Genomic DNA, 20,958 nt, shown 5'->3' on the forward strand with positions numbered 1-20,958 from the left:
ACCCTGTCCGGCATCCCTCACACCGACGCATCAGCCTGGGAGCGGGGGGCGTGGCGCCGAACGGCGGGCCGAGACCATGCGGTTCGCCGTAGGTGGTCCGAAGGGCACGCGGTTCGGCGCGCCGGGCGAGACCGCGCAGTTCGGCACTACGGGCCGAGTCCGCGCGGTTCGGCGGGACGGGGCCGCATCCCATGACGGCCGCCTCGAGCAGTCAACGGCCCGGGCTTCCGGACCTTCAGTGCGTCAGGCGCCCGCCGGGGAGGGGACGGCAGCCGACCCCGTGGTGCTCAGCCCCTCCAGCCGCTTGATCCTGCGGCGCACCGCGTACAGCGGGATCACGCCGAAGACGCCGAAGGACATGTCGATGACGGACCACCAGAAGGGGATGCCCCGGATCGGGCCGCAGATCAAGGCGAGCGGGATGATCCCGGCGCACGCGATCATGCCGAACTCGATCACCCAGATGTTGCGCACGGGATCGCGGTAGGGCCCGTAGAAGGCGATTGCGATCACCAGGTGGGCAAAGGCCAGCCAGTCGGTGCCGTACAGCACGAAGGGATGGGCCGCATCGGTGGCGTCGAGCCCCTCCCGCACCCGGCCGATCCACTCCGCGAGGCCGGGCAGGTGCTCCGGGACGGGCGAGGCGGCGGAGTTCACCAGCTCCTCCAGCCAGCGGAGTTCGGTGACCAGCGGGAAGGCGGTGGCACCGCTGAGCACCAGGCACACGACGAAGAAGACCAGCCACACGCGTATCCCCAAGGAGGGCTTGTCGCTCACTCATGGCGCCACAGTACGCGAGAAGTGAACGCGTTCAAAAGCGGGTTACGCAGTGACTCTCCGGGCGATCAGGTGCGCGACGGCGGTGGCACCCGCGGCCACGGCGAGCCCGAGCGCCGCGTCCCGCGCCCGGGCGGGCCGCAGCACCCCTGCGCGCCGCAGCCGCCCGCGCGCCCAGAGGGTGAACGGCACCACGATCAGCGGCGAGGTCACGGAGCCCGGGGTGTAGCCCCGGACGGCGGCGGCCTGGGCGAGATGGACCAGACCGTGCAGCCCGAAGCCGTCCAACACGCCCTGGTAGAAGCCGGACCGGCCGCCCGAGCGGTGACCGGCGACAGCGGCGGAGCCGACGATCGCGGCCATCACGCCCACGGCGGCCGCGAACTCGCGCTCGTCGACCGCCTCCGCCGCACGCCACACACGCTCCGGCACCCGCGGGAACCGCTTGCGCAGGACGGGCACGTTCTCCCGCAGCCAGCGCGGTCCGGTGGCCAGCTCCTCGGCGTCGTGAAGGACCCAGGCGGCCAACAAGCCATACGTGACAAGGGGGTTCAGGCGGTCATCGCTCATGATCGCCAGTCTGCCCCACACCAATGCCCCCGGACACGAAAAGGGCGGGACGGGGAAACCTCCCCGCCCCGCCCCTCGCGACCGGGCGCGATCAGCCGTCGAGCGACGTCATCACGTGCTTGATCCGCGTGTAGTCGTCGAACCCGTACGCCGACAGGTCCTTGCCGTAGCCCGACTTCTTGAAACCGCCGTGCGGCATCTCCGCCACCAGCGGGATGTGGGTGTTGATCCACACGCAGCCGAAGTCCAGTGCCTTCGACATGCGCATCGCACGCGCGTGGTCCTTGGTCCACACCGACGACGCCAGCGCGTACTCCACGCCGTTCGCCCACTCCAGCGCCTGCGCCTCGTCCGAGAAGGACTGGACGGTGATCACCGGGCCGAAGACCTCGTTCTGGATGATCTCGTCGTCCTGCTTGAGGCCGGAGACGACGGTCGGGGCGTAGAAGTAGCCCTTGTCGCCCACGCGGTGGCCGCCCGCCTCGACCTTGGCGTGCGCCGGCAAGCGGTCGATGAAGCCGCTGACCTGCGCGAGCTGGTTGGCGTTGTTGAGGGGGCCGAAGAGCACGTCGTCGTCGTCCGGCGCACCCGTCTTGGTCTCCGACGCGGCCTTCGCGAGCGCCGCCACGAACTCGTCGTGGATGGAGTCCTGCACGAGCACGCGCGTGGCGGCCGTGCAGTCCTGGCCTGCGTTGAAGAAGCCCGCGACCGAGATGTCCTCGACGGCCTTGGCGATGTCGGTGTCCTCGAAGACCACGACCGGCGCCTTGCCGCCGAGCTCCAGGTGGACGCGCTTGACGTCCTTGGCGGCGGAGGCGGCGACCTGCATGCCGGCGCGTACGGAGCCGGTGATGGAGGCCATCGCCGGCGTCGGGTGCTCGACCATCGCGCGGCCGGTCTCGCGGTCGCCGCAGATGACGTTGAAGACACCCTTGGGCACCACGGAGCCGATGATCTCCGCGATCAGCACGGTCGACGCCGGGGTCGTGTCGGACGGCTTGAGCACCACGGTGTTGCCCGCGGCGAGCGCCGGGGCGAACTTCCAGACGGCCATCATCATCGGGTAGTTCCACGGCGCGACCTGGGCGCAGACGCCGACCGGCTCGCGGCGGATGATGGAGGTCATGCCCTCCATGTACTCGCCGGCGGAGCGGCCTTCGAGCATGCGCGCGGCGCCCGCGAAGAAGCGGATCTGGTCCACCATCGGCGGGACCTCTTCGGTGCGGGTCAGCCCGAGCGGCTTGCCCGTGTTCTCCGACTCGGCCGCGATCAGGTCCTCGGCCCGCTCCTCGAAGGCGTCCGCGATCTTCAGGAGCACCTTCTGGCGCTCGGCGGGCGTGGTGTCACGCCAGGCGGGGAACGCGGCGGCGGCGGCCTCCATGGCGGCGTCGACGTCAGCCTGTCCGGAGAGCGGCGACGTGGCGTACACCTCGCCGGTGACGGGGTTGACGACGTCGATGGTCCGGCCGTCGGCGGCGTCCCTGAACTCCCCGTTGATGTAGTTGCGCAGACGACGCAGCTCGGTGGTCACTGTTGCCACCCCTCCTGTCAGATGTCCGATGGGTGAGACACCCCCACCCTAATCGCTTGTGCGACGTTTTCAACAGGGCCGACGGCCGTCAACTTCGGATTCGGTGAGATTCTATCGCCTGAACAACGAATTTCATCATTCAGAGCTTGCCAGATCGACGGGTACCGGTGCACAGTGAGGTCGTGGCCAGTCGTAGCGCAGACTCCAGGAACCAGGTGGGCAGCGGTTCGTCGTCCCCGACGATCGACGCCGTCTCCCTCGGCATCATCGAACAGCTCCAAGAGGACGGGCGCCGTCCGTACGCAGCGATCGGCAAGGCCGTGGGCCTTTCCGAGGCGGCCGTGCGACAGCGCGTCCAGAAGCTGCTCGACCAAGGCGTGATGCAGATCGTCGCCGTCACGGACCCGCTCACCGTGGGACTGCGGCGCCAGGCGATGGTCGGCATCAAGGTCGAGGGCGACCTGGACCCCGTGGCGGATGCGCTGACGGCCATGGCCGAGTGCGAGTACGTGGTGATGACCGCGGGCTCCTTCGACCTGATGGTGGAGATCGTCTGCGAGGACGACGACCACCTGCTCGAAGTGATCAACAAGCGGATACGTGCGCTCCCCGGCGTGCGCTCCACCGAGAGCTTCGTCTACCTCAAGCTCAAGAAGCAGACCTATATGTGGGGAACCCGATAGCCGTGAGCAAGGACCTCTCCAAGACCGCCTACGACCACCTGTGGATGCACTTCACCCGCATGTCGTCGTACGAGAACGCACCCGTGCCCACCATCGTGCGTGGCGAGAGCACCTACATCTTCGACGACAAGGGCAAGCGCTACCTGGACGGCCTCGCCGGCCTCTTCGTGGTCCAGGCGGGCCACGGCCGCAAGGACCTGGCCGAGGTCGCCGCCAAGCAGGCACAGGAACTGGCGTTCTTCCCGGTGTGGTCCTACGCCCACCCGAAGGCCGTCGAGCTCGCCGAGCGCCTCGCGCACCACGCCCCGGGCGACCTCAACAAGGTCTTCTTCACCACCGGCGGCGGCGAGGCCGTCGAGACCGCCTGGAAGCTCGCCAAGCAGTACTTCAAGCTCCAGGGCAAGCCGACCAAGTACAAGGTCATCTCCCGCGCGGTCGCCTACCACGGCACCCCGCAGGGCGCCCTGTCCATCACCGGCCTGCCGGCGCTCAAGGCCCCCTTCGAGCCGCTCGTCCCCGGTGCCCACAAGGTGCCGAACACCAACATCTACCGCGCGCCGATCCACGGCGACGATCCGGAGGCCTTCGGCCGCTGGGCCGCCGACCAGATCGAGCAGCAGATCCTCTTCGAGGGCCCCGAGACCGTCGCCGCGGTCTTCCTGGAGCCGGTGCAGAACGCGGGCGGCTGCTTCCCGCCGCCCCCCGGGTACTTCCAGCGGGTCCGCGAGATCTGCGACCAGTACGACGTGCTGCTCGTCTCCGACGAGGTCATCTGCGCCTTCGGCCGCCTCGGCACGACGTTCGCCTGTGACAAGTTCGGCTACGTGCCGGACATGATCACCTGCGCCAAGGGCATGACCTCGGGCTACTCGCCGATCGGTGCCTGCATCGTCTCGGACCGCATCGCCGAGCCGTTCTACAAGGGCGACAACACCTTTCTGCACGGCTACACCTTCGGCGGCCACCCGGTCTCCGCGGCCGTGGGCCTCGCCAACCTCGACATCTTCGAGAACGAGAAGCTCAACCAGCACGTGCTCGACAACGAGGGCAACTTCCTGTCGACGCTGCAGAAGCTGCACGACCTGCCGATCGTCGGCGACGTCCGCGGCAACGGCTTCTTCTACGGCATCGAGCTGGTGAAGGACAAGGTCACCAAGGAGTCCTTCACCGACGAGGAGACCGAGCGCGTCCTGTACGGCTTCCTCTCCAAGGCGCTGTTCGACGCCGGCCTGTACTGCCGGGCCGACGACCGCGGCGACCCGGTGATCCAGCTGGCGCCGCCGCTGATCTCCGACCAGTCGACCTTCGACGAGATCGAGCAGATCCTGCGCTCGGTCCTCACCGAGGCCTGGACGAAGCTCTAGCCTCCCCGGCTCCGGCCCCCCCGTACGAACGGCCCGGGTGCCCCCATCCGAGTGAGATGGGCGGTGCCCGGGCCGCGTGCTTCCCCGGAGCCCGGCAGTGACTCCTTAGCGTGCCAGTTACCGATCGGCCCTGTTCTCGTTCCCCCGTACGGGGGGTCGGAAATCTGATCAGAACCGAGGTGTACGCGATGGTGCTCCCGCCGGACAACGACGTGATCTGGGCTCGTTCCCTGCACCACTCCCACCGCGGCTCACCGGCGCTCGTCGGGGTGTCGCTCGGAGTACGTGACGGCGAGATCCTCGCCGTGCACGGAGCGCGCGGCAGTGGAAAGACCACGCTCCTGCGGTGCCTGTCCGGTCAGCTCGTCCCGCAGCAGGGCGAGGTGTGGTTCAACAGCGCGCCCGTGCACACCATGCCCCCGCTCCAGCGGGAGCGGCTGCGCCGCGACCGGTTCGGCTGGATCGACCCCGAACCGACGCTCGTCCCCGAGCTCAAGGCGTGGGAGAACGTCGCCCTGCCGCTGCTGCTGTGCGGCGTCGGCCGCCGCACGGCCAAGAAGGCCGCCCTGGAGTGGATGGGCCGCCTGGACATCGGGGCCGCCGTGGACAAGCGGCCGTACGCCCTCGTGCGGGCCGAAGAGCAGCGCGTCGCCGTCGCCCGGGCGCTCGTCACCACGCCGTCCGTACTCTTCGCCGACGAGCCGACCGCGGCGCTGCACAGCACCGACCGCACGCACGTGCTGCGTACGGTGGCGGCCGCCGCCAGGTCCCATCGCATGACCATGGTCCTCGCCACGCACGATGCCGACGTGGCCGCCGTCGCCGACCGCGTGATCGTGCTCGCCGACGGCCGCCGGGCCGGCTCCCCCCAGTTCGCCGAGGTGGAAGGCCGGGCCGCGTGCTCGCTCTCCGTCTGACTCGCGGCGCTCACGCCCTCGTCCAGCTGCGGCGGCTCGTGGTGGCCGCGACGTCGGCGGGCGTCGGGTTCCTGCTGCTGTGCACCCTGACGTACGCGCTGTCCCATCCCGCCGACTCCGGGACCGCCACCCAGCGGCTGCTGTGGTGCGCGATCCCGCTCGCGGTGACCGTGTACTTCGCCGTCGCCGTCGCCCGCGCCGATCCCACCACCCGGCCGCGGCCCGCCCTGTCGGCCGTCGGTCTCGGGCCGGCCAGGCTCTCGGTGGTCGCCGCGACGGCGACGGCTGTCGCGACGACGCTCGGGAGCGTCGTGGCGCTGTTGTTCTTCCTGCACCTGCGGGGCGACCTGAGCGGGCTGCCGTTCGACGGAGCGGCCGCCGACCTGCTGGCGGCCGGTTTCTGGCTGCCGCCCGGCGCCGTGCTGTTGCTGCTGTCGCTCGTCCCGGTGGCCGCGACGGCGGGCGCCGCGCTCGCGCTGCGCCCCCGGCCGGCCGCCGAGGAGGGGGCGCCCGCCTCGGCGCCCGCCGGACTGCCGTGGGGGATCGCCATGATCGCCGGTGGTCTCGCGGTCGAGGCGTACACGAGCGGACGGCCCTCCGGGCAGACGCTCGCCCTGGCCGGCCAGATCGGCGGCCACCCGGCCGGGGTCCTCGCGGGCTGGGTGCTGGCCGCGGCCGGCCTGTGGCTCGCGGGTCCGGCGCTCACCCATCTGTGCGGCCGCGTCCTGCAGGCCGTACGCCCCGGTGCGACCCGGCTGCTCGCGGGCCGCATCCTCATGGAGGAGGCCCGCCGCGTCGGCCGTCCGCTCGGCGTGGTGTGCGCGGTGGCCTCCGGCGCGCTCGCGGTGATCGCGGTCCACGGCGACGTGGTCCGCCCCTGGGGCCCGATGACCGCTCTGGGCACGACGCTCGTCGCCGCCTGCACGACGGCCACACTGCTCACGGCGGCGCTGGAGGTCCGGCAGTCGCGCGCCGCCACGACCGAGGCCCTGCTGCGGCTGGGCGCGCACCCGGCGGCACTGCGCCAGGCGGCGTGGCTGCGCGCGGGGGCCCTGCTCGCGCTGTTCGCGCCGCTGACCCTGACGTTCGCGACCCTGGCGGCCGCGCCGCTGCGGGGCTAGGCCCTCTCTCCGTCCCGTTCACCGTCTGCGCGCGGGCCCGGCCCTTCCCCGCGGCGTCGTAGGCACCCCCGCGGCCTATCGTAGGCCCATGACGCACCCCGAGCCGCAGGCGGAGCACCGCGAGATCGAGTCACTCGACGCGTTCGACCGGGTGGTCTCCCGCGGGTCGCTCGCCGGAATGCGCGTCCAGTCCGTCGACCTCACCCGGCGCACGTCCGTGCTGCTGGCCACGGACGCCGACGGTGCCGTGTTCCTCGGCTGCCCGATGGAGCCCGCGGCCGCGGCCAAGGTCCGTGCCGACGGGGCGCTCGTCTTCCCACCCGTACCGGACCTGCCCTTCAACCCGTACCGCGGCAGTCTCTACACCGCGGGCGAGCTGTTCACCGGGCTCGACAGCGGATACGCGGCCACTCCGGACGCCCTCACCTACGACTGGTTCCAGCGGACCAAGGCCGACGGCGACGTCTTCGCCTCGATGCTCCGCTCGATCCACGACGACGCCGTCTCGGACGCCCTCGCCGAACTCCTCGTCACCGCCCGCGTCGTGGGGGTGATGGGCGGCCACGCGATGGGCCGGGGGACCGAGGCGTACGCGGGCGCGGCCCGGCTCGGCCGCTCCCTCACCCGCGCGGGGTTCACGGTGGCGACGGGGGGCGGGCCGGGTGCGATGGAGGCCGCCAACCTCGGCGCGTACGCCGCTGGGCACGCCGATGAGATGCTGGCGGACGCCCTCCAACTGCTGGCGAAGGCACCCTCGTTCATGCCCTCGGTGACCGACTGGGCCCAGGCGGCCTTCGAGGTGCGCGTCCGCTGGCCGCTGGGCGCCGACTCGGTCGGCATCCCCACCTGGTTCTACGGGCACGAGCCGCCGAACGCGTTCGCGGGGCACATCGCCAAGTACTTCGCCAACGCCACGCGCGAGGACGGTCTGCTGGCCCGCTGCGACGCGGGGGTGGTCTTCCTGCCGGGCGCGGCGGGAACGGTGCAGGAGATCTTCGACAACGCGACCCCGAACTACTACGGTTCACGCGGCGAACCGACCCCCATGGTGCTGGTCGACCGCGCCCACTGGACCGACCACCTGCCCACGTGGCCGCTGCTGCGCTCGCTGGCCCGGGGCCGGGCCATGGAGTCCCGGATCGCCCTGGTGGACTCGGTCGACGAGGTGCCCGGGGCGCTGCTGCGGCTGGGGACCGGCGCGTAGGCGAGGCGAGCGGGACCGTGGGCCCGGCGGCCGGTACCGGTATCGTTGGTCCGGCACCGGCACCGGCACCGTGGCCCGGCAACGACACCGAGGCCCGTACGCCGCGCACCAGCACAGGGACCGCGGGTCAGGCAACGTAACCGTGCGTCGGGTGCCGGGCGCCGGGACCGGGCCCGTGGGTCAGGGGCCGGGTGTCAGGACCACCACGTCGTCCGCGGTGATCACCACGCCGACCGCTGCCCCCTCGCCCGGCGCGGCGCGCAGGGAACACTCGGCCTCCAGCACGGGTCCCTCGGCAGGCTGCAGACGCAGGGCGACGTGGCTGCCGCGGAACGTCCGCGAGACGACCGTGGCCGCCAGGCCCTGGCCCGGCTCCACGACGTGCACCCCGGACGGCCGTACGAGCAGCGAGCGTTCGCCCTGCGGCGAGCAGTCCGGGACGGGAATCTTGCCCCAGGGGGTGTCGGCTGCCGCGCCACTGACCGTGGCCGGCACGACGTTGTCGAAGCCGAGGAAGCGTGCGACGAACTCCGACGCCGGGCGCTGCCACACCTCCAGCGGCGTCCCCGTCTGGGCGATGCGCCCCTCCTGCATGACCACGACACGGTCGGCGAGCGCGAAGGCCTCCCCCTGGTCGTGGGTGACGGCGAGGACCGTGGTTCCCAACCGGCCGAACAGCCCGCGCAGTTCGACGACGAGCCGCTCGCGCAGCCCGCGGTCCAGCTGGCCGAGCGGCTCGTCGAGCATCAGCAGCTTGGGCTCCGGCGCCAGCGCCCTGGCGAGCGCGACCCGTTGCTGCTCACCACCGGACAGCGCGGCCACGGACCGTCGCTGCGCCCCCGGCAGCCCGACGAGCTCGAGCAACTCGTCCACCCGGCGGCTGCGGCGGCCGACGCGCGAGGTCTCCCCCGCTCCGGAGGGACGCATGCGCAGGCCGAAGGCGACGTTGCCCGCCACGTCGCGGTGCGGGAAGAGCTGGTGGTCCTGGAACATCAGCCCCACGCCCCGGCGGTGGACCGGCACTCCGGCCTGGTCGGCGCCCGCGAGCAGCACCCGGCCCGCGTCGGCACGCTGGAGTCCGGCGACCACCCTGAGCAGCGTGGACTTGCCACTGCCGCTCGGTCCCAGCACGCAGACGATCTCGTGCTCGGCGACCTTCAGGTCGACCGCTTCGAGGGCGGCCCGGGAGCCGAACCGTACGGTGACGCCCTCCAGTTCCAGCAGCGCCATCAGAACTCCTCGGAGGTGGTGTCGGTACGGAGGCGTTCGAGGAGGAGCAGCGCGGCGGCGCACACCACCATCAGGATCGTGCCGAGGGCCATCGCCTGCCCGTAGTTGAGCTCTCCGGGCCTGCCCAGCAGCCGGGCGACGGCGACGGGCAGCGTCGGCTGGTCGGGCCGGGCGATGAAGACGGTCGCCCCGAACTCGCCGAGTGACACGGCGAACGCGAATCCCGCCGCCACCAGCAGCGCCCGGCTCACCAGCGGCAGATCGACCTCGCGCCAGGCGCGCAGCGGCGACGCGCCGAGCACGGCCGCCGCCTCGCGCAGCCGGACGTCGACGGCGCGCAGCACGGGCAGCATCGTCCGTACGACGAAGGGCACGCCGACCAGCGCCTGCGCGAGCGGCACCAGCATCCACGAGCCGCGCAGGTCGACCGGCGGCTCGTCGAGCGCGATCAGGAAGCCGAAGCCGACGGTCACCGCCGAGACCCCGAGGGGCAGCATCAGCAGGGCGTCGAATCCCCGGACGAGCCGGCCGGCCCGGAGGGTGAGGGCGGCCGCCGCGAGCCCGCCGACCAGTACCGAGACGGCGGTCGCGACGAGCGCGTACTCCAGCGAGTTGGCCACGGCGTCGACCGGCGGGACGAGGAAGGCGCCGCCGGTCTCGTCGAGCACGGTGAGCGCGCGGTAGTAGTCGAACCCGTAGCCGCGGGGAGTGTCGAAGGACCGCTCGACCAGTACGCCGAGCGGCGCGATCAGCAGCAGGGCGACGCTGCCCAGCACCCCGCAGAGCACGCTCCACTGGGCAGCTCCGCGCGGACGATGTGCGGTACGGGCCGGGTCCACGAGCCTGAGCGCGCCCTCACGGCGCCGCACGACACGGGCGTGGACGGCGAGGACGACGCAGACGGTGGCGAACTGCAGCATCGTGAGCACGGCCGCCGTCGGCAGGTCGAGCATCTCGGCCGTCTGCCGGTAGATCTCCACTTCGAGGGTGGCGAAGGTGGGACCGCCGAGGATCTGCACGATGCCGAAGGAGCTGAAGGTGAACAGGAAGACCATCAGCGCGGCCGCGGCGACGGACGGCACGAGCGCGGGAAGCGTCACCCGCCGCCAGGCCGTCAGCCGCCCGGCGCCGAGCACCCGCGCGGCCTCCTCCTGACGCGGGTCGAGCTGCGACCACAGGCCGCCGACGGTGCGGACGACCACGGCGTAGTTGAAGAAGACGTGCGCGAGCAGGATCGCCCAGACCGTGGTGTCCAGGCGCACGCCCCACAGCTCGTCGAGCAGCCCGCCGCGGCCCAAAAGGGCGAGGAAGGCCGTGCCGACGACGACCGTCGGCAGCACGAACGGCACAGTGACCACGGCACGCAGGAGGCGCCTGCCGGGGAAGTCGAGCCGGGCGAACACGTAGGCGCCGGGCAGGGCGACGAGCAGGGTGAGCGCGGTGGAGGCGAGCGCCTGCCAGGTGGTGAACCACAGGACGTGCAGGATGTCCGGGCGTCCGAGGACCTCACCGAACCGCCCGAACTGCCAGGCGCCCTCGACGCGCAGGCCGCGGCCGACGATCGCGGTGACCGGATAGGCGAAGAAGACGGCGAAGAACGCGACGGGTCCGGCCATCAGGGCGAACCGTGCCGCGTTCCCCCGCAGCAACTGCCTTACTTCAGGACGAGCGAGGACCACGACCGGACCCACTGCTCACGGTTCTCGGCGATCGTGCCGGGAGCGACGGTCTCGGGCTTGTCGACGACCACGCCGTGCTCGGTGAACAGCTCGGGCAGCTTCGCGCCCTCGACCACGGGGTTGACGAACATGGTGAGCGGCATGCCCTCCTGGAACGTCCTGGTGATCAGGAAGTCCAGCAGCGCCTTGCCGCCCGCCTCGTTCTTCGCACCCTTGAGCAGCCCGGCGAACTCGATCTGGCGGAAGCAGGTGCCGGTCGCGACACCCGTGGGCGCCTCGGCGGGCTGCGGGTCGGCGTAGAGGACCTCGACCGGCGGGCTGGAGGCGTACGAGACGACGAGGGGACGGTCGGCTCCCGCCTTCTTGCCGCCCGCCGAGCCGGAGAACTCCTCGTTGTACGCCTGCTCCCAGCCGTCGACGACCTTGACGCCGTTGGCCTTGAGCTTCTTCCAGTAGTCCTGCCAGCCGGACTCGCCGAACGCACCGACGCTGCCGAGCAGGAAGCCGAGGCCGGGCGAGGACGTCGCCGGGTTCTCGACGACGAGCAGGTTCTTGTACGCGGGCTTCGCGAGGTCGGCGAAGGTCTTCGGGGGCGCGAGCTTCTCGTCGGCGAAGTACTTCTTGTCGTAGTTCACGCAGATGTCGCCGGTGTCGACGGGCGTGACACGGTGCTTGTCCCCGTCGAGCCGCGCCTCGTCCGCCACCTGGTCCAGCCCCTGGGCCTCGTAGGGCGTGAACAGGTCGTTGTCGAGGGCGCGGGAGAGCAGGGTGTTGTCGACGCCGAAGAAGACGTCGCCCTGCGGGGAGCCCTTGGTGAGGATCTCCTTGTTGAGCGCGGCGCCGGCGTCCCCGCTCTTGAGGACCTTGATGGTGTACCCGGTCTGCCGGGTGAACTCCTTGAGGACGGCGTCGGACGCCGCGAAGGAGTCGTGGCTGACAAGGGTGACGGTCTTGGACCCGCCGCTTGTGCCGGACCCGGAGTCCTCGGACCCGCCGCCGCAGGCCGCGAGGGCGGTGACGCCGAGGGCGGCGGCGAGTGCTGCGCCGGCGGCACGCCGAAGCTGGCTGTTCATGATGGTGCTGACTCCCTACGCCGGTATGACCCGGATCAGGTCCGAGGGTCTGCGGCCCCTGGGCGTCTTCGCACGCCCTGCCGCACTCTCAGCGCTGCTGCGCTCCCCTGTCGGAATGTTTCGTTGTTCATTTGTGCGAACGCACAGGGCACAGTATCAGCCACCCGGCCGACGGCCCCCGGTCACCTCTCCTGCGCCGCCAGCTGCCCGCACGCGCCGTCGATCTCCTGCCCGCGAGTGTCCCGGACCGTGACCGGCACACCGTGGGCGGCGATGGCCTCCACGAACGCCTTCTCGTCCTCCGGCCGCGACGCGGTCCACTTGGAGCCGGGCGTGGGGTTCAGCGGGATCAGGTTGACATGGACCCGCTTGCCCTTGAGGAGCCGGCCGAGCAGATCGCCGCGCCACGCCTGGTCGTTGATGTCGCGGATCAGCGCGTACTCGACGGAGATCCGGCGGCCGGACTTCTCCGCGTACTCCCAGGCGGCGTCGAGGACCTCGCGGACCTTCCAACGGGTGTTGACCGGCACGAGCGTGTCGCGCAGCTCGTCGTCCGGCGCGTGCAGGGAGACGGCGAGGCGGCACTTGAAGCCCTCGTCGGCGAAGCGCAGCATCGCGGGGACCAGGCCCACCGTGGAGACGGTGATGCCGCGCTGCGAGAGGCCGAGACCGTCGGGCTCGGGGTCGGTCAGCCGGCGGATGGCACCGACGACCCGCTTGTAGTTGGCGAGCGGCTCGCCCATGCCCATGAACACGATGTTGGACAGCCGGGCCGGGCCGCCGGGGACCTCTCCGTCCCGCAGCGCGCGCATGCCGTCGACGATCTGGTGCACGATCTCGGCGGTGGACAGGTTCCGGTCGAGACCGGCCTGTCCGGTCGCGCAGAACGGACAGTTCATCCCGCAGCCCGCCTGCGAGGAGATGCACATCGTGACCCGGTCCGGGTAGCGCATCAGGACGGACTCGACGAGCGTGCCGTCGTGGAGGCGCCACAGCGTCTTGCGGGTGGTGTCGTTGTCGCAGGAGATGTGCCGCACGACCGACATCAGATCGGGCAGCAGCTCCGTGGCGAGCTTCTCGCGCGCGGCAGCGGGGATGTCGGTCCACTGCGCGGGGTCGTGCGCGTACCGCGCGAAGTAGTGCTGGGACAGCTGCTTGGCGCGGAACGGCTTCTCGCCGATCGCGGCGACGGCGTCCTTGCGCTCGGCAGGCGAGAGGTCGGCGAGGTGCCGCGGGGGCTTCTTGGCTCCGCGGGGCGCGACGAAAGTGAGTTCTCCGGGCTTGGGCATGGTGCTACCAGTGTCGCAGACGGAGTCCGGTGACCCGCGGGCCTCGATGCCGGCGGTGGGCGTCATCGGTCGTTGCCGGTCGCTGTGGGGCAACCTTGGACGGCCCGCAGACGGCCCAGCCGGAACACGTTCTGGCTGGCCGGCAGGGCAAGGAGCGGCTTGAACGACCGCACGAGCCGTCGACCACGGCAGGGCGAACCTCTCCCCCGCGCGTGGTCCCTGCCGAACCAGCGCCCGACCACAGCAAGCCAGACCTGGCCGAGCAGGCCCGCAGCGCAGCCGGGTCCGAAGGGGCGATGCCGACCGAATAGCCGCCAGGCGGTCGGCATGGAGGCCGCCGGTCCGAACACCGCTGGAGGGCCACGCGTCGCGTCGGAGCCCGGTGCCCGATGCTGCCGACAGGTGGCCAAGAGGGGGATTCAAATCGCCCATACGGCCCCAATCATGTGACCTCCAACCATCTGGCAGATACCGGCATTTAGCGTCACTGCAGCGATCGTCAGCTCCGCATCAAGTGCACTGCAGGAGGTCTTTGTGTCGGTTATCGCAGTAGTACAGGGAACACCAGAACCGTCACCACGATCCCGGTCGGCGACGCGCCCACCGGCGTGGCCATCACCCCGGACGGTCGCCGCGTCTACGTCACCAACGCCGGTGACGACACCGTGTCGGTGATCAACACCAACCTCAACGCCGTCATCAGCACCGTTCAGGTGGGCGACTCCCCGCAGCAGGTGGCGATCGGGACCATCGGCAAGGACGACAAAGGCAAAGACAAGGACGGTCAGCACCCAGGGCAGCTGTCCACCGCAAGCGACATCCTCAGCCGGATCATGACGCCGACAACCTCCTGAAACCGCCCGACGCCTGCCCTTCCCTTGGAGGGCAGGGCCGCCCGTCGCGTCGGAAACGAAGAACGTGACGTCAAGGGACAGGGCACTGAGCGAGAGGCTGCGCCTTCGCGCCTACCCCGCTGACTTCGTGTCGCAGAGATGCGACGGAGGGCTCGCCGCCCTATGGACGACGAGCCCTCACGAAGAAGACCGCAGGCCAGTCGGCCCCGCACAGCGGGTGGAGCCGGCCGGAGCCGTTCAGCCGGTCGCTGCCCGACGGTCCCGGCGCGTGCCGCCCCGCGGGGTCAGCCGGCCCCCACGAACAGCACCAGCAGCAGCCACACCACCGGGGCCGTCGGCAGGAGCGAGTCCAGCCGGTCCATGATGCCGCCGTGGCCGGGGAGCAGGGTGCCCATGTCCTTGATGCCGAGATCCCGCTTGATCATGGACTCCCCGAGGTCGCCCAGCGTCGCGCTGGCCGCGACCGCGAGGCCGATCAGCAGGCCCTGCCACCAGGTGCCGTCGTCGACGAGGAACTGCATGCACAGCGCGCCCGCCGCCATCGCGAAGGCGACCGCTCCGACCAGTCCCTCGCGGGTCTTTCCGGGGCTGATGCGCGGCGCGAGCTTGTGCTTGCCGAATCGCCAGCCGACCGCGTACGCGCCGGTGTCGCTGACGACCGTGAGCACCAGGAAGGTGATCACCCGTTCCGGCCCGTCGTCCGCGCTGAGCATCAGCGCCACGAACGTGGCGAGGAAGGGCACGTAGAACGCGGCGAACACACCCGCCGTCACGTCCCTGAGGTAGCCCTCGGGCGGCTCGGTCATACGCCAGACGAGCACCGCGAGCGCGGTCAGCGCCATGGCCACCCAGGCGCCCTCGGCACCGCGCACGTAACCGGCGGCGACCATGGCCGCGCCGCCGATCGCGAGCGGCACCAGCGGCACGTTGATCTGCTTGCGCTCCTGGAGGCGGGTGGTCAGCTCCCACAGGCCGACGACGACGGCGACCGCTATCACGCCGACGAAGACGGCCTTGACGATGAAGAGCGACGCGACGATCACCGCGCCGAGCCCCACACCGACCCCTATGGCCGCCCGCAGATCGCGGCCGGCCCGCTTCTTCTGCGGCGGCTGCGGTTGCTGGGGCGCTGCCGACGGCGGGCTGGGCATGGGCTCCTGCGTGTTCTCGTCGCGGAACAGGGGGCCACCGAGCCGTGCGGCCCCCCGGTCGCGGTCCTCGCGGCCGGCCCGGCCGCTGGGTCCCTCGGGGAATTCGGCGTCTCTACCTGCGTCGGGAAAGACCGGCACGATGGGCATGGGCTGCGTCTCTGATGTATACCGCGCGCCGTGCCCATCGGCGGCAGGACCCGCCGGGAGGGGCCCCTGGTCGGGCGGTGGCCATGCACCGGCGTATCCGGCGCCGTGCGAGGCCCCCCAGGAAGAGTCGTTCATCAGACCTCGAGCAGCTCGGCTTCCTTGTGCTTGAGCAGCTCGTCGACCTGCGCCACGTACTTCGCGGTGGTGTCGTCGAGCTCCTTCTCCGCACGCCGGCCCTCGTCCTCGCCGACCTCGCCGTCCTTGATGAACTTGTCGATGGTCTCCTTCGCCTTGCGGCGGACGGAGCGGATCGAGATCTTCGAGTCCTCGGCCTTCGACTTGGCGACCTTGATGAACTCCTTGCGGCGGTCCTGCGTGAGCTCCGGGAAGACCACGCGGATGATGTTGCCGTCGTTGCTCGGGTTGACACCGAGGTCCGAGTCGCGGATCGCCTGCTCGATGTTGCGCAGCGCGGTCTTGTCGAACGGCGTCACGACGGCCATCCGCGGCTCCGGGACCGAGAACGACGCCAGCTGGTTGATCGGGGTCAGGGCACCGTAGTAGTCCGCCACGATCTTGTTGAACATCGCCGGGTGCGCACGTCCGGTGCGGATCGCGGCGAAGTCATCCTTGGCGACCAGGACGGCCTTCTCCATCTTCTCCTCGGCCTCGAGGAGGGTCTCTTCGATCACCACTTGCTCCTGCGTGTCTTGAGTTGGGCCCGGCATCGGACTGGGCCGGCGGAACCTGCGTCGCGTGTTCCCTGCACGGTGTACGACCGGCAGGGCTTTGTCCATCCCCCGAGGGCGCCCCCGAGGCCCTCGGGTCAGGCCCGGGTGTCCCGGTCGCTCACGAGCGTGCCGATCTTCTCACCCCGGACCGCCCGAGCGATATTGCCCTCGGCGAGGAGTTCGAAGACGAGGATCGGGAGGGCGTTGTCGCGGCAGAGGGTGATGGCGGTGGCGTCGGCGACCTTGAGGTTGCGGGACAGCACCTCGCCGTACTCCAGCGCGTCGAACTTCACCGCGTCCGGGTTGGACTTGGGATCGGAGTCGTAGACGCCGTCGACCCCGTTCTTGCCCATCAGCAGTGCTTCGGCGTCGATCTCCAGGGCGCGCTGGGCGGCGGTGGTGTCGGTGGAGAAGTAGGGCATGCCCATACCGGCGCCGAAGATGACGACGCGGCCCTTCTCCAGGTGCCGTACGGCGCGCAGCGGGATGTACGGCTCCGCGACCTGCCCCATGGTGATGGCGGTCTGCACGCGCGAGTCGATGCCCTCCTTCTCCAGGAAGTCCTGGAGGGCGAGGCAGTTCATGACGGTGCCGAGCATGCCCATGTAGTCGGAGCGTGCCCGGTCCATGCCGCGCTGCTGGAGTTCGGCTCCGCGGAAGAAGTTTCCGCCGCCGATCACGACGGCGATCTCTGCGCCGTCGCGGACGACCGCTGCGATCTCCCGTGCGATGGCGTGTACGACGTCGGGGTCGACGCCCAGACCGGTGCCGCCGGAGAAAGCCTCTCCGGACAGCTTCAGCATGAAGCGGCCGGCCGTTTTGCCGTTGTTGTCGTCGCCTTGTGCGGCGCCCTGATTCATGGAGATCTCCTCGTGCACATGCGAAGAAGGCCATTGCCGTGGGTTCGTGCTCTCCCTGTCGGCAATGGCCTCCTCGTCAGATCTGCGGTCGTCCGGCGCGAACGCGGCCGACTGCTTCAGACCCTACCGGGGTCCGGGGTCCGTCGCGTACGGACTCAGATGCCGACCTTGATGCGGGTGAAGCGCTTCAGGGTGACACCGGCCTCGTCCAGGATCTGCTGGACCGACTTCTTGTTGTCGAGCGCGTACGGCTGGCCGAGGAGGGTGGCCTCCTTGAAGAAGCCGTTGACGCGACCCTCGACGATCTTCGGGAGAGCGGCCTCGGGCTTGCCCTCGGCGCGCGTGGTCTCCTCGGCGACGCGGCGCTCGGCCTCGACGACCTCGGCCGGGACGTCCTCGCGGGAGAGGTACTTCGGGGCGAAGGCGGCGATGTGCTGCGCGACACCCTTGGCGATCTCGGCGTTCTGCTTGTCGAGCTCGACGAGAACACCGATCTGCGGGGGCAGGTCGGGCATGGTGCGGTGCATGTACGCCGTGACGTAGCCACCGGAGAACTGCGCGAAGCGGTCCAGGACGATCTTCTCGCCGAGGTTGGCGTTGGCCTCGTCGACGTACGCCTGAACGGTCTTGCCGGGCTCGATCTCGGAGGCGAGCAGCGCCTCGATGTCGGCCGGGGAGGTGGCGGCGACGTGCGCGGCGAGCGCGTTGGCAACGGCCTGGAACTTCTCGCCCTTGGCGACGAAGTCCGTCTCGCACTTCAGCTCGACGATGACACCGGAGGTGTTGTCGTCGGCGATCAGGGAGACGACGGCGCCGTTCTCGGCGGAGCGGCCCTCGCGCTTGGCGACGCCCTTCTGGCCCTTGATGCGCAGGGCCTCGACGGCCTTGTCGACGTTGCCGTCCGACTCGTCCAGCGCCTTCTTGCAGTCCATCATGCCGGCGCCGGTGAGCTCGCGGAGCTTCTTGACGTCAGCGGCGGTGTAGTTCGCCATGAGTCTGAGTTTCTCTCTCGAAGTCTGAAAGATCTACGAAGATCTGGAAGATCTACGGGTGGACGGCGGGGGCTGCGCGCCCCCGCCGTCGTCAACCGAACCTGTGAAGGTCAGGCCGTAGGTCAGGCCTGCTCGGCCTCGGCGGCCGGAGCCTCGGCAGCGGCCTCGGCCGGCTTGGCCTCGTCCGCCTTGGCCTCGTCCGCCTTCTTCTCGCCCTCGAGCAGGTCGCGCTCCCACTCGGCCAGCGGCTCGCCGGCGGCCTTGTCGCCCGGCTTCTGGTCGCCGGTCGCGGCGCCGGAGCGGGCGATGAGGCCCTCGGCGACGGCGTCGGCGATCACGCGGGTGAGCAGGGTGACGGAGCGGATCGCGTCGTCGTTGCCCGGGATCTTGTAGTCGACCTCGTCGGGGTCGCAGTTGGTGTCGAGGATCGCGACGACCGGGATGTGGAGCTTGCGCGCCTCACCGACGGCGATGTGCTCCTTCTTGGTGTCGACGATCCAGACGGCGCTCGGCACCTTCTGCATCTCGCGGATACCGCCGAGGGTCTTCTCCAGCTTGGCCTTCTCGCGGGAGAGGACCAGGAGCTCCTTCTTGGTGAGGCCGGAGGCGGCCACGTCCTCGAAGTCGATCTGCTCGAGCTCCTTGAGGCGCTGCAGACGCTTGTAGACGGTGGAGAAGTTGGTGAGCATGCCGCCCAGCCAGCGCTGGTTGACGTACGGCATGCCGACGCGCGTCGCCTGCTCGGCGATGGCCTCCTGGGCCTGCTTCTTCGTACCGACGAACATGATGGAGCCGCCGTGCGCGACGGTCTCCTTGACGAACTCGTAGGCGCGGTCGATGTACGACAGCGACTGGAGCAGGTCGATGATGTAGATGCCGTTGCGCTCGGTGAAGATGAAGCGCTTCATCTTCGGGTTCCAACGACGGGTCTGGTGACCGAAGTGGACGCCGCTCTCCAGCAGCTCCCGCATCGTGACGACGGCCATGGCCGTATCTCCTTGGGTACTCGGTTGTGTCCTGACGCCCCGATACGCGCCGTGCCGCAAGGGACCGAGGAGCGCGGCCACCGACCGACGAGGGGTGGGTGGCGGGGCGTGCGAAGTCGACCCGGTGACCCGGATCGCCAGAAGAAGTGTACGGGACCCGTGACGTGCCGGGTGACGGCGCTGTCCACAACCACCCGGTTGTCCACAGATCAGGACCAAGATCAGCGCGGGTCGGGCGGGCCGCGGGACGGTGTCCCCATGAACTGCGCACTTCCCGCGAGGCACCTGTGCCGCTCCCTGCCCGTCTTGCTGCTGCTCACGCTGCTCGCCTCGTCGTCCCCACGCGGGCCGGGTGCGGGGCCGGGTTCGGGGCCGGCGCTCGCCGCGGGAGCGGCGGCGGGGGCGCCGGGCGGGGGCTTCACGGTCCGTGCCGGGGCGGAGGGCGTGGCGGCGGTGGCGCCGCCGCGGTTCCGCGCGGACGGGAACGGCGGGGCGCGGAGCTGGCCCGTCGGGGCGCCCCGGCCCGTCGTCGTACGGGGCTGGGCGCCGCCCGCTTCGCGCTACGGCGCCGGGCACCGCGGCGTCGACCTCGCCGCGCCGCCCGGCAGCCCCGTCCGCGCGGCGGCGGCCGGCCGGGTCGCCTTCGCCGGCCGGGTCGCGCACCGCGGCGTGCTGGTGATCAGCCTCACCGGTACGGGCGACCCGCCGCTGCGGACCACATACGAACCGGTCCGCCCGCAGGTGGGCAAGGGCGAAGAGGTCGCCGCCGGGCAGGTGGTGGCGACGGTCGCCGAGGGGCCGTGGCACTGCGCCGCGGGGTGTCTGCACTGGGGGCTGCTGCGCGGGACGGAGTACCTCGACCCGCTGTCCCTGCTCCCGCCGTCGATGCTGCGCCGCCCGCCCTCCAGACTGCTCCCCGTCTTCGGCGTACCGCTCCCGTAGCCGACGGGCCGACGACCTTACGCGCACCACTGCCGTGGCCCCCGGCCCCTGCGGCCCTCCACGTGCCGCTGCCGTAGCCGCGGTCCCCGAGCCTTCCGCGCACCGCTCCCGTAGCCCGTGGCTCCCACGGCCCTCGGCGCACCACTGCCGTAGCCCGCGGCCCCGCGGCCTTACGCGCACCACTGCCGTAGCCCACGGCCCCGCGGCCTTACGCGCACCACTGCCGTAGCCCACGGCCCCGCGGCCTTACGCGCACCACTGCCGTAGCCCCGCGCTCCCGGGGTCCCGCGGTCCGCCTCAGCCCCGGACGCCGTGCAGCGCCATCGCGACCGCCGCGTCGGCGACGGTGGACGGGTCCTCGGCCACGCCGAGCTCGATACGGCGGACCGCGGCGTCCACGACGCCCTGCAGCAGCATCGCCCCGAGCCGGGGCTGCTCCTGGCCGAGCTCCCCCAGCGCCTCGACGATCATCGCGATCAGTCCCCCGTGGGCGGCGCGGATCTTCTCGCGTGCCCCGGCGTCCAGCTCGCTCGCGGAGATCGCGACGACGGCCCGGTGGCGCCGGTCGCCGACCAGGTCGAGCTGACGGCGCACATACGCCTCGACCTTGCCCTCGGGCGTGTCCGCGCGGTCCATCGCGGCCTCGACCTCCGCCGCCCACACCGGGAAGTCCACGGCACAGAGCTCTTCGACGACCGCGGCGCGCGAGCGGAAGTACTCGTAAACGGAGGACCGCGCGAGACCCGTGCGCTCGGCGAGTGCGGGGAAGGTCAGCGCCTCCGTACCGCCTTCGGACAGGAGTGAGCGCGCGGCGTCCAGCAGGGCGCCTCGCTGCATCGTCCGGTGCTCGGCCACGG

Annotated in this window: 20 protein-coding genes and 1 riboswitch; of the genes, 7 read left to right on the forward strand and 13 right to left on the reverse strand. The window is 71.0% G+C overall.

The genetic code is table 11. The features are described 5' to 3' along the window. Nucleotides 1-243 precede the first annotated feature (243 nt). The 3 genes from ACLB9X_RS21695 to ACLB9X_RS21705 all read right to left on the reverse strand — a co-directional run bounded on the left by ACLB9X_RS21695 (nucleotide 244) and on the right by ACLB9X_RS21705 (nucleotide 2,878). Nucleotides 244-777 (reverse strand): hypothetical protein, encoded by a 534-nt coding sequence (locus ACLB9X_RS21695; RefSeq protein ID WP_410362043.1) that lies wholly within the window; start codon nucleotides 775-777, stop codon nucleotides 244-246. Between the two features lie 45 nt (nucleotides 778-822). Then, the gene (locus tag ACLB9X_RS21700; RefSeq protein ID WP_410362044.1) at nucleotides 823-1,347 is read right to left on the reverse strand and encodes an HXXEE domain-containing protein; all 525 of its coding nucleotides are present in this window, start codon (nucleotides 1,345-1,347) and stop codon (nucleotides 823-825) included. A 91-nt stretch (nucleotides 1,348-1,438) separates the two neighbouring features. Further along, on the reverse strand, nucleotides 1,439-2,878 hold the full coding sequence (locus ACLB9X_RS21705) for a gamma-aminobutyraldehyde dehydrogenase (protein ID WP_410362045.1): 1,440 nt from the start codon (nucleotides 2,876-2,878) through the stop codon (nucleotides 1,439-1,441). 167 nt (nucleotides 2,879-3,045) lie between these two features. Here ACLB9X_RS21705 and ACLB9X_RS21710 point away from each other — a divergent pair, with 167 nt between their 5' ends. From ACLB9X_RS21710 to ACLB9X_RS21730, 5 genes are all read left to right on the forward strand, one after another. After that, nucleotides 3,046-3,561 (forward strand): Lrp/AsnC family transcriptional regulator, encoded by a 516-nt coding sequence (locus ACLB9X_RS21710; RefSeq protein WP_410362203.1) that lies wholly within the window; start codon nucleotides 3,046-3,048, stop codon nucleotides 3,559-3,561. Beyond that, complete coding sequence (locus tag ACLB9X_RS21715; protein WP_410362046.1) at nucleotides 3,546-4,925, forward strand: aspartate aminotransferase family protein; 1,380 nt, start codon at nucleotides 3,546-3,548, stop codon at nucleotides 4,923-4,925. The genes ACLB9X_RS21710 and ACLB9X_RS21715 overlap by 16 nt, the downstream gene beginning before the upstream one ends. Nucleotides 4,926-5,113: 188 nt before the next feature. Then, the gene (locus tag ACLB9X_RS21720; protein ID WP_410362047.1) at nucleotides 5,114-5,842 is read left to right on the forward strand and encodes an ABC transporter ATP-binding protein; all 729 of its coding nucleotides are present in this window, start codon (nucleotides 5,114-5,116) and stop codon (nucleotides 5,840-5,842) included. Further along, nucleotides 5,824-6,963, forward strand: a complete 1,140-nt coding sequence (locus tag ACLB9X_RS21725) for a hypothetical protein (protein ID WP_410362048.1) — start codon at nucleotides 5,824-5,826, stop codon at nucleotides 6,961-6,963. The genes ACLB9X_RS21720 and ACLB9X_RS21725 overlap by 19 nt, the downstream gene beginning before the upstream one ends. 88 nt (nucleotides 6,964-7,051) lie before the next feature. After that, nucleotides 7,052-8,167 (forward strand): LOG family protein, encoded by a 1,116-nt coding sequence (locus tag ACLB9X_RS21730; RefSeq protein ID WP_410362049.1) that lies wholly within the window; start codon nucleotides 7,052-7,054, stop codon nucleotides 8,165-8,167. 180 nt (nucleotides 8,168-8,347) lie between these two features. Here ACLB9X_RS21730 and ACLB9X_RS21735 read toward each other — a convergent pair whose 3' ends face one another. From ACLB9X_RS21735 to rlmN, 4 genes are all read right to left on the reverse strand, one after another. Further along, on the reverse strand, nucleotides 8,348-9,397 hold the full coding sequence (locus ACLB9X_RS21735) for an ABC transporter ATP-binding protein (protein WP_410362050.1): 1,050 nt from the start codon (nucleotides 9,395-9,397) through the stop codon (nucleotides 8,348-8,350). Continuing rightward, nucleotides 9,397-11,013 (reverse strand): ABC transporter permease, encoded by a 1,617-nt coding sequence (locus ACLB9X_RS21740; RefSeq protein ID WP_410362051.1) that lies wholly within the window; start codon nucleotides 11,011-11,013, stop codon nucleotides 9,397-9,399. The genes ACLB9X_RS21735 and ACLB9X_RS21740 overlap by 1 nt, the downstream gene beginning before the upstream one ends. 38 nt (nucleotides 11,014-11,051) lie before the next feature. Then, nucleotides 11,052-12,149: a thiamine ABC transporter substrate binding subunit gene (locus tag ACLB9X_RS21745; RefSeq protein ID WP_410362052.1), complete on the reverse strand. Its 1,098-nt coding sequence runs from the start codon at nucleotides 12,147-12,149 to the stop codon at nucleotides 11,052-11,054. Beyond that, nucleotides 12,145-12,268, reverse strand: a riboswitch (TPP riboswitch). It overlaps the preceding gene by 5 nt. Nucleotides 12,269-12,331: 63 nt before the next feature. After that, the gene (gene rlmN / locus ACLB9X_RS21750) at nucleotides 12,332-13,438 is read right to left on the reverse strand and encodes a 23S rRNA (adenine(2503)-C(2))-methyltransferase RlmN (RefSeq protein WP_410362053.1); all 1,107 of its coding nucleotides are present in this window, start codon (nucleotides 13,436-13,438) and stop codon (nucleotides 12,332-12,334) included. Nucleotides 13,439-14,046: 608 nt separating this feature from the next. Here rlmN and ACLB9X_RS21755 point away from each other — a divergent pair. Then, nucleotides 14,047-14,292: a hypothetical protein gene (locus tag ACLB9X_RS21755; protein ID WP_410362054.1), complete on the forward strand. Its 246-nt coding sequence runs from the start codon at nucleotides 14,047-14,049 to the stop codon at nucleotides 14,290-14,292. A 284-nt stretch (nucleotides 14,293-14,576) separates the two neighbouring features. On the opposite strand, the gene ACLB9X_RS21760 is transcribed toward ACLB9X_RS21755, so the two are convergent. The 5 genes from ACLB9X_RS21760 to rpsB all read right to left on the reverse strand — a co-directional run bounded on the left by ACLB9X_RS21760 (nucleotide 14,577) and on the right by rpsB (nucleotide 19,159). After that, complete coding sequence (locus tag ACLB9X_RS21760) at nucleotides 14,577-15,725, reverse strand: phosphatidate cytidylyltransferase (RefSeq protein ID WP_410362055.1); 1,149 nt, start codon at nucleotides 15,723-15,725, stop codon at nucleotides 14,577-14,579. Beyond that, nucleotides 15,725-16,282 (reverse strand): ribosome recycling factor, encoded by a 558-nt coding sequence (frr, locus tag ACLB9X_RS21765; protein WP_177151386.1) that lies wholly within the window; start codon nucleotides 16,280-16,282, stop codon nucleotides 15,725-15,727. The genes ACLB9X_RS21760 and frr overlap by 1 nt, the downstream gene beginning before the upstream one ends. Nucleotides 16,283-16,416: 134 nt before the next feature. Further along, nucleotides 16,417-17,181: a UMP kinase gene (pyrH, locus tag ACLB9X_RS21770; RefSeq protein WP_410362056.1), complete on the reverse strand. Its 765-nt coding sequence runs from the start codon at nucleotides 17,179-17,181 to the stop codon at nucleotides 16,417-16,419. Between the two features lie 155 nt (nucleotides 17,182-17,336). Then, nucleotides 17,337-18,173 carry a translation elongation factor Ts gene (tsf, locus tag ACLB9X_RS21775; RefSeq protein ID WP_410362057.1) on the reverse strand — a complete coding sequence of 279 codons (837 nt, stop codon included), beginning with the start codon at nucleotides 18,171-18,173 and terminating at the stop codon, nucleotides 17,337-17,339. 122 nt (nucleotides 18,174-18,295) lie between these two features. Next, nucleotides 18,296-19,159, reverse strand: a complete 864-nt coding sequence (rpsB, locus tag ACLB9X_RS21780) for a 30S ribosomal protein S2 (protein ID WP_410362058.1) — start codon at nucleotides 19,157-19,159, stop codon at nucleotides 18,296-18,298. Nucleotides 19,160-19,417: 258 nt separating this feature from the next. Here rpsB and ACLB9X_RS21785 point away from each other — a divergent pair, with 258 nt between their 5' ends. Continuing rightward, nucleotides 19,418-20,101, forward strand: coding sequence for a M23 family metallopeptidase (locus tag ACLB9X_RS21785; RefSeq protein ID WP_410362059.1), 684 nt, complete (start codon nucleotides 19,418-19,420; stop codon nucleotides 20,099-20,101). A gap of 297 nt (nucleotides 20,102-20,398) precedes the next feature. On the opposite strand, the gene ACLB9X_RS21790 is transcribed toward ACLB9X_RS21785, so the two are convergent. Further along, entirely contained in the window at nucleotides 20,399-20,956 is a 558-nt protein-coding gene (locus tag ACLB9X_RS21790) for a TetR/AcrR family transcriptional regulator (RefSeq protein WP_410362204.1), read from the reverse strand. Nucleotides 20,957-20,958: the final 2 nt, after the last annotated feature.

This window comes from Streptomyces sp. 5K101, from assembly GCF_046506645.1.
In the GTDB taxonomy this organism is placed as follows: domain Bacteria; phylum Actinomycetota; class Actinomycetes; order Streptomycetales; family Streptomycetaceae; genus Streptomyces.